The 16,754-nt window shown below is 39.9% G+C and carries 16 protein-coding genes and 1 riboswitch; of the genes, 4 read left to right on the plus strand and 12 right to left on the minus strand.

Going from position 1 to position 16,754, the window contains the following annotated elements; all coding sequences use genetic code 11:
* Nucleotides 1-36: 36 nt before the first annotated feature.
* The 3 genes from MHH64_RS00545 to MHH64_RS00555 all read right to left on the minus strand — a co-directional run bounded on the left by MHH64_RS00545 (nucleotide 37) and on the right by MHH64_RS00555 (nucleotide 3,675).
* Complete coding sequence (locus MHH64_RS00545; protein ID WP_340002472.1) at nucleotides 37-903, minus strand: Cof-type HAD-IIB family hydrolase; 867 nt, start codon at nucleotides 901-903, stop codon at nucleotides 37-39.
* 130 nt (nucleotides 904-1,033) lie between these two features.
* Nucleotides 1,034-2,422: an argininosuccinate lyase gene (gene argH / locus MHH64_RS00550; RefSeq protein ID WP_340002473.1), complete on the minus strand. Its 1,389-nt coding sequence runs from the start codon at nucleotides 2,420-2,422 to the stop codon at nucleotides 1,034-1,036.
* Nucleotides 2,419-3,675, minus strand: coding sequence for an argininosuccinate synthase (locus tag MHH64_RS00555; protein WP_340002474.1), 1,257 nt, complete (start codon nucleotides 3,673-3,675; stop codon nucleotides 2,419-2,421). Before MHH64_RS00555 ends, argH begins: the two co-directional genes overlap by 4 nt.
* 323 nt (nucleotides 3,676-3,998) lie before the next feature.
* On the opposite strand from MHH64_RS00555, the gene MHH64_RS00560 reads away from it, so the two are divergent.
* The gene (locus MHH64_RS00560; protein ID WP_340002475.1) at nucleotides 3,999-4,454 is read left to right on the plus strand and encodes a GNAT family N-acetyltransferase; all 456 of its coding nucleotides are present in this window, start codon (nucleotides 3,999-4,001) and stop codon (nucleotides 4,452-4,454) included.
* Nucleotides 4,455-4,637: 183 nt separating this feature from the next.
* On the opposite strand, the gene MHH64_RS00565 is transcribed toward MHH64_RS00560, so the two are convergent.
* From MHH64_RS00565 to MHH64_RS00600, 8 genes are all read right to left on the minus strand, one after another.
* Nucleotides 4,638-7,289 (minus strand): cation-translocating P-type ATPase, encoded by a 2,652-nt coding sequence (locus tag MHH64_RS00565; RefSeq protein ID WP_340002476.1) that lies wholly within the window; start codon nucleotides 7,287-7,289, stop codon nucleotides 4,638-4,640.
* A gap of 249 nt (nucleotides 7,290-7,538) precedes the next feature.
* Nucleotides 7,539-7,676: riboswitch (yybP-ykoY riboswitch) on the minus strand.
* Nucleotides 7,677-7,732: 56 nt separating this feature from the next.
* Nucleotides 7,733-8,386 carry an SDR family oxidoreductase gene (locus MHH64_RS00570; RefSeq protein WP_118888426.1) on the minus strand — a complete coding sequence of 218 codons (654 nt, stop codon included), beginning with the start codon at nucleotides 8,384-8,386 and terminating at the stop codon, nucleotides 7,733-7,735.
* 85 nt (nucleotides 8,387-8,471) lie between these two features.
* Nucleotides 8,472-9,161 (minus strand): LrgB family protein, encoded by a 690-nt coding sequence (locus MHH64_RS00575; protein WP_340002477.1) that lies wholly within the window; start codon nucleotides 9,159-9,161, stop codon nucleotides 8,472-8,474.
* On the minus strand, nucleotides 9,154-9,525 hold the full coding sequence (locus MHH64_RS00580) for a CidA/LrgA family protein (protein WP_316246649.1): 372 nt from the start codon (nucleotides 9,523-9,525) through the stop codon (nucleotides 9,154-9,156). The genes MHH64_RS00575 and MHH64_RS00580 overlap by 8 nt, the downstream gene beginning before the upstream one ends.
* Nucleotides 9,526-9,772: 247 nt before the next feature.
* On the minus strand, nucleotides 9,773-11,041 hold the full coding sequence (locus MHH64_RS00585) for a cytosine deaminase (RefSeq protein WP_303446913.1): 1,269 nt from the start codon (nucleotides 11,039-11,041) through the stop codon (nucleotides 9,773-9,775).
* Nucleotides 11,031-12,308: a cytosine permease gene (gene codB / locus MHH64_RS00590; RefSeq protein WP_340002478.1), complete on the minus strand. Its 1,278-nt coding sequence runs from the start codon at nucleotides 12,306-12,308 to the stop codon at nucleotides 11,031-11,033. The genes MHH64_RS00585 and codB overlap by 11 nt, the downstream gene beginning before the upstream one ends.
* Before the next feature lie 308 nt (nucleotides 12,309-12,616).
* Nucleotides 12,617-13,063 carry an SgcJ/EcaC family oxidoreductase gene (locus tag MHH64_RS00595; protein ID WP_340002479.1) on the minus strand — a complete coding sequence of 149 codons (447 nt, stop codon included), beginning with the start codon at nucleotides 13,061-13,063 and terminating at the stop codon, nucleotides 12,617-12,619.
* 106 nt (nucleotides 13,064-13,169) lie between these two features.
* Complete coding sequence (locus MHH64_RS00600) at nucleotides 13,170-13,727, minus strand: TetR/AcrR family transcriptional regulator (protein ID WP_095314055.1); 558 nt, start codon at nucleotides 13,725-13,727, stop codon at nucleotides 13,170-13,172.
* Nucleotides 13,728-13,896: 169 nt separating this feature from the next.
* On the opposite strand from MHH64_RS00600, the gene MHH64_RS00605 reads away from it, so the two are divergent.
* The 3 genes from MHH64_RS00605 to MHH64_RS00615 all read left to right on the plus strand — a co-directional run bounded on the left by MHH64_RS00605 (nucleotide 13,897) and on the right by MHH64_RS00615 (nucleotide 15,795).
* Complete coding sequence (locus tag MHH64_RS00605; protein WP_095314054.1) at nucleotides 13,897-14,457, plus strand: NAD(P)H-dependent oxidoreductase; 561 nt, start codon at nucleotides 13,897-13,899, stop codon at nucleotides 14,455-14,457.
* A gap of 104 nt (nucleotides 14,458-14,561) precedes the next feature.
* Complete coding sequence (locus tag MHH64_RS00610) at nucleotides 14,562-15,473, plus strand: DsbA family protein (RefSeq protein WP_187393122.1); 912 nt, start codon at nucleotides 14,562-14,564, stop codon at nucleotides 15,471-15,473.
* Between the two features lie 16 nt (nucleotides 15,474-15,489).
* The gene (locus MHH64_RS00615; protein ID WP_118888419.1) at nucleotides 15,490-15,795 is read left to right on the plus strand and encodes a monooxygenase; all 306 of its coding nucleotides are present in this window, start codon (nucleotides 15,490-15,492) and stop codon (nucleotides 15,793-15,795) included.
* Nucleotides 15,796-15,943: 148 nt separating this feature from the next.
* Here the strand turns inward: MHH64_RS00615 and MHH64_RS00620 are convergent, their stop codons facing one another.
* Nucleotides 15,944-16,438 (minus strand): LysM peptidoglycan-binding domain-containing protein, encoded by a 495-nt coding sequence (locus MHH64_RS00620; RefSeq protein WP_095314148.1) that lies wholly within the window; start codon nucleotides 16,436-16,438, stop codon nucleotides 15,944-15,946.
* Between the last annotated feature and the right edge of the window lie 316 nt (nucleotides 16,439-16,754).

Genomic DNA, 16,754 nt, shown 5'->3' on the forward strand with positions numbered 1-16,754 from the left:
GCTCTAGATTCGGCCCGCCTCCTTTTCAATACCAATTTAGGCATTTATTGTCCGCAACATTTCCTCAATAGCAAAAGCGACCCCATGATCATAATTTGCCTTTGTTGTATAGGAACAAAGTGCTTTAATTTCGTCTGATGCATTCCCCATCGCAACACCTCGGCCTGCAGTTCGGAGCATACTTTCGTCATTCCAGTTATCTCCCATCGCCATCACATCAACCATGTCAATTCCCATACTTTCTGCTAAATGCTTTAAGGCAATTCCTTTTTGGGCATCTTGATGGTTAAATTCCAAGTTAATATCACCAGAAGATGTGATTGCCATTCCTGCTACTCCGCTAAGCTGTGCGCGTGCAGATGCGAGCTTTTCTTTATCAAGCGAAAAAGCAAGAATCTTATAGATTTCTAAGTTTTCTATAGCAAATATTTCATCGTAATCAGCGATGAATTGGACTGGTTCAGCCTGAAAGCGCAGTTCTGCTTTTTCCCGAATTTCTGTCTCTGATGCATTGGGATTCGCTGATTTCATAATATCGACAAGCACTTCTAAGAAGTATTTCTTGCTTACCGAATAGATTCCATTGGTCGTGAAAAATTCCAAGTACATATCAGCTTCTCGACAAACTTCCAAAACCTGCTTTGCAACCGATTTATCCATCGGAACTGTTCGAATTAATTGTTTATCCTCTGTATAAGCGACTGCGCCATTTAAGCTAATAATGGGACACGTAATCCCAGCTTGCTTTAGTGGTGTATTGGCTGCATCATATGATCTTCCAGTTGCTACTACAAATCGAATACCATGGGCAACTGCTTTTTGAATTGCCGCTATATTTTCTTCACTTACAACGCCCTCTTCATCTAATAATGTACCATCTAAATCTGATGCAATAAGTTTCATTATGTATGCTCCTAACGTATTTGTTCAGTTTATATTTATTCTTCCCCCTTATTATACACATCTAATCGATATTTTTCAGACACTAGAAAAAGCACTTGAACAAATGGCTCAAGTGCTTTTTCAAAGATAACTATTCCTGCAGTGCCAGTTCCTCAATAACTGCTAGTGCCTGCTCAATTTGTACTTCTACACGTTTTCTAGCCGTACCGCCTGCAACATCACGTGCATTAACGACCGTTTCTGGCCTTAACACATCGAAAATATCCACATCTATTAACTCTGAGAACGATTTGAACTCATCAAGTGTTAAATCAAGTAAATACTTTCCGTTTTGAATGCAATTTAGCACCACCTGGCCAACAACCGCATGCGACTCTCTGAATGGCATTCCTTTTTCAACAAGATAATCCGCAAGGTCTGTTGCATTGGAAAAATCGTTCGTCACGGCTTGATACATATTTTCCTGCTTCACCTGCATTGTCTCAATCATTGGCGCAAATAGTGCGAGTGCGCCTTTTAATGTTTCAAATGTGTCGAACATGCCCTCTTTATCTTCTTGCATATCTTTGTTATAGGCTAATGGAAGGCCTTTAAGCGTTGTCAGCATGCCCATTAAATGACCGTACACACGCCCTGTTTTTCCACGAACAAGCTCTGCGACATCGGGATTCTTTTTCTGTGGCATCATGCTGCTTCCTGTTGTAAACGAATCATCCAGCTCGATGAAGTTGAACTCAGCACTCGACCACTGCACAAATTCTTCACATAAACGAGAAAGATGCATCGCAATTAACGAAGCGTTTGATAAGAATTCGACGACGAAATCCCGATCACTAACTGCGTCAAGACTGTTTTCACAAATACCATCAAAGCCAAGTCTTTCGGCGACGAATTGCCGATCAATCGGAAAGGTTGTCCCTGCCAAGGCACCAGCTCCAAGCGGGGATTTGTTTACCCGCTTTAAACTATCGGTTAGACGTTCCACATCACGCTGAAACATGAAAACATATGCCATCATATGATGTCCGAATAAGACGGGCTGCGCTCGCTGCAAGTGAGTATAGCCTGGCATAACGGTGTCTAAATTGGCTTTTGCCTGGCTAATCAAAGCCCTCTCGACATCAATAAGCAGCTGAATAATGGTTCCAATTGCATCGCGCAAGTACAAGCGCATATCTAATGCAACTTGATCATTTCTGCTTCTGCCAGTATGCAGCTTTCCACCTACTGTACCGACCTCTTCAATTAGGAGCTTTTCCACATTCATATGGATATCCTCATGCTCCTCAGTAAGCTCAGCTACTCCAGATTCAATTTTTTTCAGAACGATTTGCAACCCTTCTGCAATTTTATCAGCATCTCCTGCTGGGATAATCTTACAAGCCTTGAGCATCTCAACATGCGCAAGGCTTCCTTCAATATCATAGGCTGCTAGTTTTTGATCAAATCGGATGGATGCTGTATATTCATCCATTAATTGATTCGTTGGTTTGGTAAAACGTCCTCCCCATAATTTCACGATTTAACAGCTTCCTTTACTTCAAGTTTCACTTTTTCAATTGACTTCTTTTTCTTCGCTGTGCCATTAACAGAAGCATGCACCTGTGTTGGCAAGCCCCATAACTTAATAAATCCAAGAGCAGCATCATGGTCGAATGCGTCAGCTTTATTGTAGGTTGCCAGGTCAAAGTCATAGAGCGAATTGGCAGATTCACGTCCGACAACTTGCGCATGCCCTTTATACAGCTTCACTTTAACAGTACCTGATACATGCTCTTGCGTTTTTTCCACAAATGATTGAAGTGCTTCTGTTAGTGGTGAATACCACAAACCATAGTAGACCGTTTGTGCCAGCTTTTGTTCTATCATCGGCTTGAATTCAGCAACCTCTCTTGGTAAGGTTAGTGCTTCCAGCTCTTGATGGGCCGCAATTAATGTCATTGCTGCCGGCGCTTCATAAATTTCTCTTGATTTAATACCAACTAAACGATTCTCCACATGGTCAATTCGTCCAACACCGTGCTTTCCAGCAACTTCATTCAATTTTAAAATCAGCTGATCGAGTGAAAGTTCTTCTCCGTTCAATGCTATTGGCTTACCTTGCTGAAATGTAAGTTGGATAACCTCTGGCGTATCTGGTGCATCAACTGGGTCGGCTGTTAGATCAAACGCATCCTTTGGCGCCTCTTGCCATGGATTCTCTAAAATCCCACATTCATTACTACGTCCCCATAAGTTTTGATCAATACTATACGGACTATCTAAATTGATTGGAATCGGAATTCCATGTGCCTGAGCATACTCAATCTCTTCTTCTCTGGACATTGCCCATTCACGAACAGGTGCAACAATTTTAAGATTTGGGTTTAAAGCCGTAAAGGCAACATCGAAACGGACTTGATCATTTCCTTTTCCTGTACATCCATGTGCTACCGCTACAGCTCCTTCATCTTCTGCAATGTCAACAAGAATTTTAGCGATTAATGGACGAGATAGTGCAGAAATAAGTGGGTATTTCCCTTCATATAATAGATTTGCCTGTAATGCTGGTAATACATATTCATTCGCATAGAGCTCTTTTGCATCAATTACATACGATTTGATCGCACCAACGTCCAGCGCCTTCTTTTTAACAAACTCTAAATCTTTACCTTCACCAACATCGAGCGCCACCGCAATCACATCATAATTATATTTATCCTGTAACCATTTCACTGCAACGGAAGTATCAAGACCTCCGGAATATGCCAAGACGATTTTTTCCTTTGCCATTTTTGTTTCTCCTCTCGTTTGTGCTATTAATGAATTATTATGCATCATTTTGTATAATAATTCAATAGTTTTTTAATATTTTTTTGGTAAATATAATATTTCCCGGATCCGAAATAAAGTTTAACCGGTTGTAAAAAGGTTGCACTGTTTTACTACATTTGGATTTGCATTGTTCAAAAGGATCTTTTATCGTTACAATAAAATTAAGTATTATTCCATTATCAAGCCAATTGAAACAGGAAAGAGGGGGCTATTCGTAAATACTCGAAGTATGTAGTTTAGAATATAGACTGTCACTAATCTTATACAAGGAGAGGATTTTTATGGAGCTTAGAATTGATGATTTAACTGGATCTGAAGTGGCTGAATTGCTAAGCGAGCACATTCAGAGCATGAGAATACATTCCCCGCCAGAAAGTAAACATGCACTTGATCTTGAAGGATTGCGAAAACCAGAAATTACTTTCTGGAGTGCTTGGGAAGGAAATGAATTAGTTGGCTGCGGAGCACTTCAAGAACTTAATCGCCATCATGGAGAGATCAAGTCAATGCGAACATCTTCATCCCATCTAAGAAAAGGTGTAGCGAAGCGAATTCTTCAACGAATTATTGACGAAGCCAAGCAACGTGGTTATCGACGGTTAAGTCTGGAAACGGGATCAATGGATGCATTTGAACCAGCTAGGAGAATGTATGCAAACTTCGGGTTTCAATATTGCATGCCATTTTCGTATTATATTGAGGACCCAAATAGCGTATTTATGACAAAGGAATTATAAGTTTGTTTCAAAGGATGCATTCGTTAAAAAATAAAGCATTAATCATAAATCTTTCACAAAAGCGCAAAATGTGGAAGATCATAGATAGAAAATGATCAAACTTAATTTTAAAGCTACATATTTTCCTCCGCCGGATACAAACGACTAAAGCCATGCACCCCTAACAGGCACATGGCTATTTGATTACTTATCTTTTGAGAAACGATGAAATGAAATTTTTACGATTTCCATGAGCACAGCGGCTGCAAGAGCAAGAGCTGCCGCTACAAGTGCTTCATTCCAGCCAAAGCTTTGTGGAATGTTAAATACATCTCGGGCAAATGGAAGAGTTGTTATGCCATATAGAATAAACCCAAGGAAGACAGCCCCTATGACATATTTATTTTTAAAGAACCCCGCTCCAAATGCTGTTTGTGTATTCGATCTAGCTGCGAATGTCTGCAATGTACGTGATAAAATGAGTGTCGTAAACGCCATTGCGACTCCCATTTCATTTGAATGGCTTAATCCAATATAGAAGGAAATGATAACAGCGATACCAATCAACAGTCCTCTTGTTAGAACAGCTTGCAACGTATCCCGAGTAAAAATTCCCTCGTCTGTCCGACGTGGTTTTCTTTCCATCACGTCAGGTTCTGACTTTTCCATTCCTAATGCAATTGCTGGAAGCGAATCATTTACTAAATTAATATACAGAAGCTGCAACGCCGTAAATGGATTTGGCAGATTGAAAATAACGGCATAGAGAATGGCGATAATTGCGCCTAAATTACCAGCAAACAAGTATCCAATTGCCTTTTTAATATTATCAAACACGGTACGGCCAACACCAACTGCATTAACAATCGAGACAAAGTTATCATCCGTTAAAATCATCGCAGAAGAGTCCTTCGCTACATCCGTACCACTTCCCATTGCAATACCAATATCCGCCTGTTTTAGTGCCGGTGCATCGTTAACACCATCACCTGTCATGGCTGCGACTTTATCCTTCTTCTGCCATGCACGAACAATTCGAATTTTGTTTTCTGGGGAAACACGTGCATAGACTGCGATTTGCTCAAGCTTCCTATCTAACTCTTCATCCGATAAGGCATCCAACTCCTTACCAGTTAAAGCAATATCATCGTCCCCCATAAGTCCAATATCACGACCAATCGCTTGTGCAGTTGTTTTATGATCACCTGTAATCATAACTGTACGAATCCCTGCTTTTTTCGATTCTTCAATCGAACCATAGACAGCCTCTCTCGGCGGATCAATCATCGCAGTAAGGCCTATAAGCACAAGATCCTTCTCATCTTCCTCTGTAATATCTGTTTGTCCATCAGCTAGGCGTTTATAGCCGTATGCCAGCACACGCAATGCCTGATCTGAAAAACTTTCATTGGCCTGCTCAAATAATGCCAGTAATTCATCTGTTACCGGTTCTTCCTTTCCCTTGTATAGTACATGGCTGGCACGGTCAAACATGACATCCGGGCCGCCTTTTGTCAGCATTGTTGTTTCACCATCCATGCGATGCACTGTGGACATCAATTTACGATCCGAATCAAACGGCAATTCTGCTTCGCGCTTAAATTTTTCCCGAACTGCTTCATAGTCATTATTATTTTTATTGGAAAAATTAATAAGGGCAACCTCTGTCGGATCTCCAATCTCCCCGCCATCACTATTAATAAAGGAATCATTACAGAGCACTGCTGTATTCACAAGCATCCGCTCCGACTCATTCCAGTTTTCCGGATCCTCCGCGAGCTCGCTTCCCGACTCACCTGGAATAAAATAATCCGTTACGGTCATTTTATTTTGTGTCAATGTTCCAGTTTTGTCAGTACAGATGACACTAGTTGAACCGAGCGTTTCTACAGCAGGAAGTTTTCGGATAATCGCATGCTGTCTAGCCATTTTATTTGTTCCAACAGATAGTACAATCGTAACGATCGACGATAACGCTTCTGGGATGGCTGCTACTGCAATTGCTACGGAGAACATAAGCGCATTTAAAATTGCAGTACTTGTATCAACATCTGCCCCACCAAACCAAATTCTAAGGGCTTGTACAGCGAAAATTAAGATGGAAAGCAACAATATCCCAATACCGAGCTTTTTACTAAACGATTCAAGCTTCCGTTGTAATGGTGTTTGCTTTTCTTCAGCGGTAGAAATCATCTCCGCAATTTTTCCGATTTCCGTCTGCTCTCCTGTCCCAGTCACAACAAAGGTGCCACGACCATAGGCAACAAGCGAACTGCTGAACACCATATTGACTCGATCTCCAAGCGTCACCTCTTCCGTAATCGTATCGGTACTCTTTTCAACTGCTTCCGATTCACCCGTTAGCATCCCTTCATTTACCTTTAGTGAACCACTGGCAATAATTCGACCATCAGCAGGAACATAATCACCAGCTTCAAGTGTCACGATGTCTCCTTGAACAAGTTCCCTTGCTGGTATCGTTTGTGACTGACCATTACGGATTACCTTTGCCTCTGGGGCCGACATATCGCGTAAGGCATCTAGAGAGCTTTCCGCCTTCTTTGTCTGCACGACACTAATAACGGAATTAATAAGTAGAACGAGAAAAATAATCAGTGATTCTGCAATTTCTCCCAATACAACTTGAATTCCAGCGGCTACCAGGAGGACAATAACCATTGGATCTTTAAACGTTTCTAGAAAAAGCTTCCAAGTCGAAACCTTCTCCCTGTCTTTTAATTCATTGTAGCCATCTTGCTCGAGTTTTGCTTTTACAGCATCAGAAGTTAATCCATTTTCCGATGACTGTACAGCTTTTAAAACAGATTCGGTATCTTTACGGTAAAATTCCAACATGAACGAACTCCTTTTTGATGTTCAATTCGCTACGAATAGATTGTCTTCTGAAGCAAGACATTATTCATGAACATGATTTTTGTTAATTTTTTTATCTGATCTTTCTTTGAAACCTACAATTACCTAGTCCTTAGCAGGTGTACAAGCTCAGGGCGATTATACCTCTTCTGTTTCGTCAACCACCGGGATTAGAAACTCTTTTTATGATACAGGTAGATAGGTTATACATTCCCCTGTTTACCCAAAAAAAGCGAGACCTAACCCACGATTGGGCAAAGGTCTCGCTTAGCATGTTCTGCCAATAAAGCCGATGATGGAATCCATCATGTAATGACGACTTTATTTTGGAATCACTTGATTCCACCGCTACTCCCCTTTGACAGATGTCAAAGAAATATTCTATATTCATTTTAGCATACGCCTGCTAAAAATTTCAAATCATATTATAGTTGTTTAATCGCATCCGCAATTTCTGATTCCCCCGAAACTAAATCAAAGCTTTTCCGATACGTAGCTTCTTCCGTTAACGCAGCAATCAATACTTTGGCTACATCCTCTCTTGGGATACCGCCTCTTTCTAAGTTTTCCGCTACTGAAACCTTATCGACTGCAGGTTCATTTAATAAGTTGCCAGGTCTTACGATTGTATAGTTTAGAGAACTAGCCTCCAGCTCTTTGTCTGCATAATGCTTCGCAACCATATAAGGTTTAATTGGACTATCTGCCCAGCTCTCGCGATTATGCGCCTGGATGGCACTGACAAGAACAAACCGACTGACGCCTGCTCTTTCTGCTGCTTCCATCGATTTAACCGCTCCATCTAAGTCAATAAGCAATGTCTTATCCGGTCCAGTACTTCCTCCTGATCCTGCTGAGAAAATGATAGCCTCAGCACCTGATTCGATTACTGCTTGGGTCAGTGTATCTACACTATCTTCCAGATTAGCCAAAATAGCATCCACACCAGATGCTTCCAGTTCCTTTGCCTGCTCTTCTTTTCGAACCAACGCTGTTAACGTATGCTCTTCACTTTCTTGAAGTAAACGTACGAGATGTTTACCAATCTGACCATTTGCTCCAATTACTAAAACCTTCATTTGTACATCCCCTTTGACGATAGATTTTGGAAACCCACTTCATTATTTCAAAGCAAATCCAATTTATCAAAGATTCTGTTTGTGTTTATATCATCCACTCAACTAAAATCGGCGCAATAATCGATACAATTATGGCACTTAACACCATTGCAACCGTACTGGCAGATCCTCCTAATGGTCCGTCTTCCATCGCCCGAGCTGTACCAATTGCATGGGATGCACTCCCAATTCCTACTCCTCGTCCGATGACATGATCAATTTTAAAAGCCTTAAATATAAATGGGGCTATCAGCACACCACACATTCCAGCAAGCATAACAAAAACTGCCGCAAGAGGCATCGCACCTCCCAGGGAGTCGGCAATCACAATCGAAACAGGTGTAGTCACGGATTTGGACACTAATGAATAAATAATGAATTCTTCAACTCCAAGCCATTTCGCGAGCAAAACACCAGACATAATTCCAACAACAGCACCAACAAAGGTACCCATCAGGATTGGAAAAAATAGCCGTTTAAGAAGATCACGCTGCTGATACAGCGGATAAGCTAATGCAACTACTGCCGGGCCCAGCAGCTGATTAATCCATTCGCCCCCAATCATATACGTATCATAGTCAATATGAAAAATAAGTAACATCAAAACAATAACAATAGATCCTAGAAAAATCGGCAATGTAACTGGAAGCAAAATTCTGCGATGAAGCTTCCACATAAAAAGATATACGATTAATGTTCCTATAATAGCTAACAAGCCTATTACAATATTATTCATGATGCATTTCCTTCTTTCTAACAAACCACTGGCTTACAACACCAGATATTCCCATAACAAGTGCCGTGCTTATAAGTACAATGATGATTAATAAAATTCCTTCACCTGTAAAAAGCTGCAAATAGTTCACGATACCTACTGTTGCAGGGATGAAAAACAATGTTAAATGGCTAACAAATAATCGTGTGCCATCTTCAATCCAACTCACTTTTATACTCTTTGTGTAAAGCAATATAAATAACAGAATCATTCCAATCACACTGCCAGGGATTATCAAATGAAACGTTAATTGAATCCAGTTTCCGATTAAAAAGATTCCATATAATACAGCTATATGGGTGATAATTTTTCCTAATTTCAACAATCTCAGACACTCCTATATTTAAACAATGCATCCATTATAGCAAATTTATCGAGTAATTAGTGTAGAGTTTAACTGGACGAAGTATTCTGTCAAGGTCGACGGACGCACGGACCCTATTTGTGAACTTCAGTATTTTTTCTTTAATCTTCATCGTTTACCTTGTAAACTTCAGTATTTCCATACAGCTAATCCATTATCAACGCTCAATCTGGACAACCAACAAGCCAAAAGGCATAACCGCAAACGGTTATGCCTTATTAAAGTCTACGTATTCCGTTTTATCCAAAGTGACAGTCGTCTCACTTGGTTTTGTTTCAGCAATAATGGCTCCATTCCGAATAGAATATCTCACTTTCGCTTGCTTCCAAATTGCTTCATATTCATTTTCAGCATCAAGTACGATAAAGTTAGCTGGTTTTCCGGCTTCAATGCCATACCGATCATCAATGTGTAATGTTTTCGCACTGTTTGTTGTAATCATGTCGATCGAATTAACAATTTGTTCATATCCCATCAATTGAGCGACGTGAATCCCCATATGCAATACTTGCAGCATATTTCCGGTTCCTAGTGGATACCATGGATCAAAAATATCATCATGACCAAAGCTCACATTCATGCCAGCTTCCTGTAATTCTTTTACTCTTGTCAGCCCTCTGCGTTTCGGATACGTATCAAAGCGACCTTGTAAATGAATATTTACAAGAGGGTTCGATACAAAGTTAATCCCCGACATTTTTAAAATACGAAATAACTTGGATGCATAAGCATCATTATAAGATCCCATTGCCGTTGTATGGCTTGCCGTTACACGCGATCCAAGTCCTCGTTCATATGCTTCGGTTGCAACAACCTCTACAAAGCGTGACTGTTCATCATCAATTTCGTCGCAATGAATATCGACAAGCAGGTTATATTTTTCCGCAAGGTCAAAGGCAGTTTTCATGGAGGATACACCATATTCCCGGGTAAATTCATAATGCGGGATACCACCGACAACATCTGCTCCCATCTTTAATGCTTCCTCAAGCAATTCAACTCCCTTTGGAAACGACTGAATTCCTTCCTGTGGAAAAGCAACAAGCTGCAAATCTACATATGGCGCGACTTCTTCCTTCACTTCTAGCATTGCTTGTAAAGCTGTCAGGTCTGGATCAGTAACATCAACATGTGTGCGTACATGCTGAATCCCTTGTGCAATTTGCCATTTTAATGCCGTTTTTGATCTCACTTTTACATCCTCAATTGTTAATGTTTCCTTCCGCTCGGACCAGCGCTGTATCCCCTCAAATAACGTCCCACTTTGATTCCATGCTGGCTCACCAGCAGTGAGCGTTGTATCCAAGTGAATATGCGGTTCAATAAATGGAGGAAGCACAAGCGCCCCATTTACATCCAAAGCGTTTGGGTCATCTCCACCTTCTATACCAGGAGAAACTTGATTAATTTTCCCATCCACGACTTCAATATCCCATAAACCTTCTTTTCCTCTTAGCTTTGCATTTTTAATGTTCACGAATTAATTCTCCTTTTCTTCCTTGTTCTAACCCAGATTTCGCAGCTGCTTTTTCAGCAATAACCATTCCGATTAAATAGAGCACACCCGTTCCAATAATGCCGTTAACCGGCGGAATACCGGGAAGCAAATTAGCAATCGCAACCCCGCCAATCCACGATACGATTGCGATCCAATTGACTGCTTTGAATTTCATTGTTTCAAATGCCTGATACTTTCCTTTTCTTAGGATGAAAAAATCAAACAAAATGATTGCACCAATCGATGGCAAGGTTGAACCTAATATCGTTAAAAAGCCAACAAAGTTATTAAACAACCACATTGCAGCTGCTGTACCAAGCACACCATTAACAATAACAAGCTTCCCTTTAGCAATCTTTGTGATATTCGAAAATCCCAATCCAGATGCATATAACGCATTATCATTCGTTGTCCAGATGTTCAGCCCGAGCACGATAATAGCCGGAAGCATCAGCCCTTGCATAAACATTACTTCCGAAATATCAGCTAAACCAATCGCAAACATCCCAATTGCTCCAAACAAAAACATAAACGAGTTACCGATAAAGAATGCAACAACGGTAGTCGATACCGCTGTACGCTTTGTTTTAGAGAAACGGGCGAAATCTGGTGTAAGTGTTCCTGCACTAACGAAGGAACCGATACATATCGTCAATGCAGTCGCTAATCCCATCGCTTCTGCCGGTTGATAGCCCATTAGCGCCTCAATTCCCCCCGCAGCATTTGTTGCATTTAGCGCAGAATACCCACCAAGAAGTGCGATAGAAGGTACAGCGATAAAGCTTAAAACGGTTAAAGCTTTAATTCCAATGAAGGCTGTTGCCGTCATTAATAGACCTGAAACAACAATCAATACATACATGTTAATCCCAGTAGCTGCATGAACTGGCACAGCAAACATCGCAACACCGACACCGAACCAACCCACTTGTGTGATTCCCAACAAAAAGGATGATAAGTAGGAACCCTTTTCACCAAAAGCATATCTCGCAAGCAAATGTGTAGATAAACCTGTTTTCGCCGCAATAAAAGCAAGTGCCCCCGTATAGATTCCAAGCAATAAATTACCAGCTAAAACAATCCAAATAAACTCCGTGAATGTTAGTCCTGTTCCTAGTTGTCCACCTGAAAGCATACTTGCTGAGAAAAATGTTAACCCCATCATAAGCATGAACATTTTCCAGAAACCATTCCGATTTGCCTGTGGTACAGGCTGTAATGAAAACTCTTTATCTACCTTTTGCATGTTAATTCCTCCTCGAATTTTTCCTGGTACCGAGGAAGGTGCTTGAGAACACACACGAGTTGGAAAAAAGAAAGGCCTCCTGCCATTTCTGACAAGAAGCCTTTTTCATAAGTATAGCAAGAGGGTATACACGTACACCTCTTCCTCTATGCTTATTTTCCGCTATCCTTGTCAGCCTCTCTGGACTGAATTAAAGGTACCAGTATTTAGTTGGATTTATTATTACAGAAAAGCGGGGTTTTGTCAACAATCCTTTCGGGGTCTTTCACCCCCAGTTGGCCGACACTCCCTTTTCAATTTATCAAAAACTAAAGTAACTCCCTTAGCTCCTCCGTCATTTGGTCAACTAATTCAGGTCTTCCATGAAACACGGCAGGAGTATTTTGAAACAGTTCAATTCGCCAGTTACTATTCGTTTTCACTGCAACAAGCGTCTGATGGGCATTTACATCAGGTTCAATATCTGTTTTCCCCGGTGGGATCATCCCTGCAATCGCGTGTAGTATTGCTGCATCTTTTCCTAAAGGTCGGATGGATTTAATTTTTGTTACAAAAGGGGCAGTAGGATGATCTTCAAATATTGGTTTAACATGGGATAAGATTTCTGCTTTTCCAACTACCTTACTACCGTCAAACCCAATTTGTACTCCCTGTTCAGCAAACAGCCCAGCCATCTCCTCGGCGTCACGGTTATTCCACGCATCAATTAATTTTTGATAAATTTCTTGTATTTCATCATGAAATGAATCGTTCATATCCATATCTCCTTACTGTGCGCTTTTTTCATTAAACAGTTAACCAATAACCTTAACCCTTTATAAAAAGGAACGCAAAGCTCTAAATGCTTATAATTTGTCAGAACTAAAAATTAGCACCAGAAATAATAAAAGGAATTGCTAATTTAATAAATTCCTCTGGAGTCATACCTTTATCATCTCTTCTCCATTCTACAGAAGCTCCGTATATTCCCCAGCTTAATATAACAGCGGTAATTCTTAAAGCATCGTCCGCTTCTTTGTTGCGTTGATTTAACAGCATTTTGTAAAAAACAACTTCAAGCTGCTCCCTGATAATTCGAGCAATGGTGTCCTCGTAACCTCTATGACAACGATTGGATAATGACTTCTGGAAATTCGTAATCGCTAAGAAAATCTTAACAAGCGACTCTTCATTTAGCTCGTTATCTTGAAAGTAATCACAATCCAAATTCACTAACAATACTTCTGATAACACCTTTTCCAGTAAATCGTATATATCTTCAAAATGATAATAGAATGTGGCGCGATTTATCATCGCTTCAGCTGTAATATCCTTCACAGTGATGTCTTTAAATTCCTTCTTACCTGAAAGTTCCATAAAAGCATCCATTATTAATTTACGGGTACGTAAAATTCGGGGATCCGTTTTTGTATTCGTCATATTGATCTCCCTTCCACTTTTTAAACAAATTGTTCAATGTGTCGGATATCCAACACATACACCAAACTATTGGTGTTGCTAATTTTTATTATGGCTTAAAATTCAATTATAAAGCAACTATAATGCGTCGTTAAAAGGCGTTTCATAAAGATTTCTAGGAGGAGTTAACATGCTTAAAATTGGAATTATTACTGGAAGTACAAGAGATTCACGAGTAAATTTGCAGGTTGCAGAATGGGTGAAATCCATCGCAGACATGCGAACAGATGCAACATTTGAGATGGTTGATATTAAAGATTACAACCTGCCACAATTTAATGAGCCGATTCCGGCTATTATGTCACAGGATTACCAAGCACCAGAAGCGAAAGCATGGTCTGAGAAAATTAATGAGCTTGACGGATTTGTTTTTGTCACTCCTGAATACAACAAAGCGATTACTTCTGGATTAAAGGATGCTATCGATTATTTATATGTGGAGTGGAACAATAAAGCCGCTGGAATCGTAAGCTATGGTTCAACACTTGGAGTTACAGCAGCAAACAATCTAAGACTAATTTTAACAGTACCAAAAGTGGCAACGGTAGGAACACAGCCAGCATTAAGTCTTTTCACGGATTTTGAAGAAATGAGAACCTTTAAACCAGCACCGTTTCATGAAGAAACCGTTCAAACTATGTTGAATGAGGTCGTGGCTTGGTCTACTGGATTGAAAACAATTAGAAACTAATTTTTAAAAATGATGAAGAGTGCGGGAAAAGAGCATAGCTTCTTTTTCCTCGCTTATCCTACATGAATAGAAATGAGGGAAATAAATTGAATAACAATAAAAATATGATTTGTGACTTGGAAACAGGTGTATGTGGAGTAGCTGAAGATGAGGAAATGGAAGTTATTGATTTTAATAAGCCGAAAAAGTCAATTAACCTTTATTATGTAACAGATCCCATTTGCTCGCACTGCTGGGCAATTGAACCGGTTCTCCGTCGTTTTATCGAGCAATATGGTGATTATTTTAACGTTCATACGGTTATGGGTGGCTTACTGGAAAAATGGCATGATGGGCCAATCGATCCTGCAAACGGAATTTTTAAACCAGCCGATGTTGCAGGTCACTGGAGAGAAGTTGGTGAACATTCCAGAATGCCAATTGATGGGAGTCTAATGATTGATAATCCAGTTCAGTCCTCTTTCCCACCTTCACGAGTATTTAAGGTGATTCAAAAAAATCATAATGCGGAACTCGCATTTGAATATTTACGCCGTGCCCGAGAAGCACTTTTCGCATTCAACCAAAATATTTCAGATAAATCCGTTATGATTGAAACCGTAAATAAACTTGGTCTTGATGGGGAATACATTGTAAAGGAAGCTGAACAACCAATCGGACAACAATTATTGGATGAAGACTTCGATCTGACGAGAAGTTTAGGCGCTCGAGGGTTCCCTACAATTATCATGATCAATGAAGAAAACAAAGGTGTGAAAATTGTTGGAGGACGTCCATTTGAATACTATATTGATGGCTTAAAACAGATTCTAAATACAGAAGAACTGCAACCAAAACAACAACCATCGCTTTCTAGCTTGCTTGAAAAAGAAAAGCTTTTATTCTCCAAAGAAATTGAAGTCATGTACGATGTGGAGCAATCTGACCTTAACGCTTTTATTGAAAAAGAGCTTACGCCTGATCAATATCAAAAGCAGGAAATTCTAGGAGAGTACTACTTTACAACAACAAAGTAAACAAAGGAGAATAACCATGGCATATGTATTGCAAGTCGATTTTAACATGAATGGACCATTTGGGGAAGAAATGGCAGAAGCATTTTCAGATTTAGCAAAAAGCATCAATGAAGAAGCTGGCTTCCTATGGAAAATCTGGACAGAGCGACCCGAAGCAAATGAAGCAGGCGGAATTTATGTTTTTGAAACAAAGGAAACAGCTGAAAGCTATCTGAATATGCATACAAAACGTTTAGCCAGCTTTGGCATCACAAATGTTAATGCCAAAACTTTTGCAATCAATTCCAAGCTTACTGCGATTACGAAGGGGCCGGTAAGCTAAACCATAGACCTGAATAAAAATTCTTTCAAATCAATACACCACATGAAAAATCTCTAAGTTGAATTTCATGTGGTGTATTTTTTATAGTTTTTAAATTAAATTGTACAGCAAAGTATGCTTTCCGATAAAATATGATATTCGCGGTATTTTAATATGGCCACACTTTGACCTGCAGCTGCTGCACCCCAAATTCTAATGCCTCATCTAAGTCTTCTATATAAACATCTAGCTTACCATTCGTTATTGCACTGCCACGGTCCTGACATACATACGTTTCATCCAATTCTGGAATATGTATTTTTGTTCCAAACGGAAGAGCCTGAGGGCACGCAATTGTATTTCCCTCTTCAACCATTGCCCCAGATGCTGTTATACCATAAGCTGGGTCATCTGGTTCTTTTCCAGTAGACTCATAGCCAGCCGTGTAAGCTGTAACGGTAAAAGGAAGCCCATTCTCATCTGGTATGTTAATCGCTTGCCCTGGCTGAACATGTTCAGGGTCCGTGATAGCAGCGTTTGCAGCAACTAACGTATCAAAATCTACTTGATAGTTTTGGGCAATCCGATACAAATTATCCCCTGACTTTACTTTGTAAACTTTCTCGGCAGAAGCTGCTTGCGAAAATAATCCAACTCCAATCATAAAAACTAGCATCGATATAATATATTTGATGATAAAACACCTCCATTAATATATATACTAGCTACCCTATTTTTGAATTTCAAAACCTAAAATACAAATAAAACTTAAAAATAAATTAGATTCTGACAAATATCCCTGCACTGTTTTAGAGTAACTTCAAATCTACTTTTCTAGTTTTTATTACGCCAATACGCTTCAAAAGAATAATTTAATTTTTACAAGAGGACTGCTTTATAACAACTATAAAAGTGCCATGTTTACTTTCTAATGAATTAAAAATGGCTCCCCACCCAAATAGGAAGCCATTTTTTTTAAT

This window comes from Oceanobacillus sp. FSL K6-0127 (assembly GCF_037983385.1).
Lineage (GTDB): Bacteria > Bacillota > Bacilli > Bacillales > Amphibacillaceae > Oceanobacillus > Oceanobacillus profundus.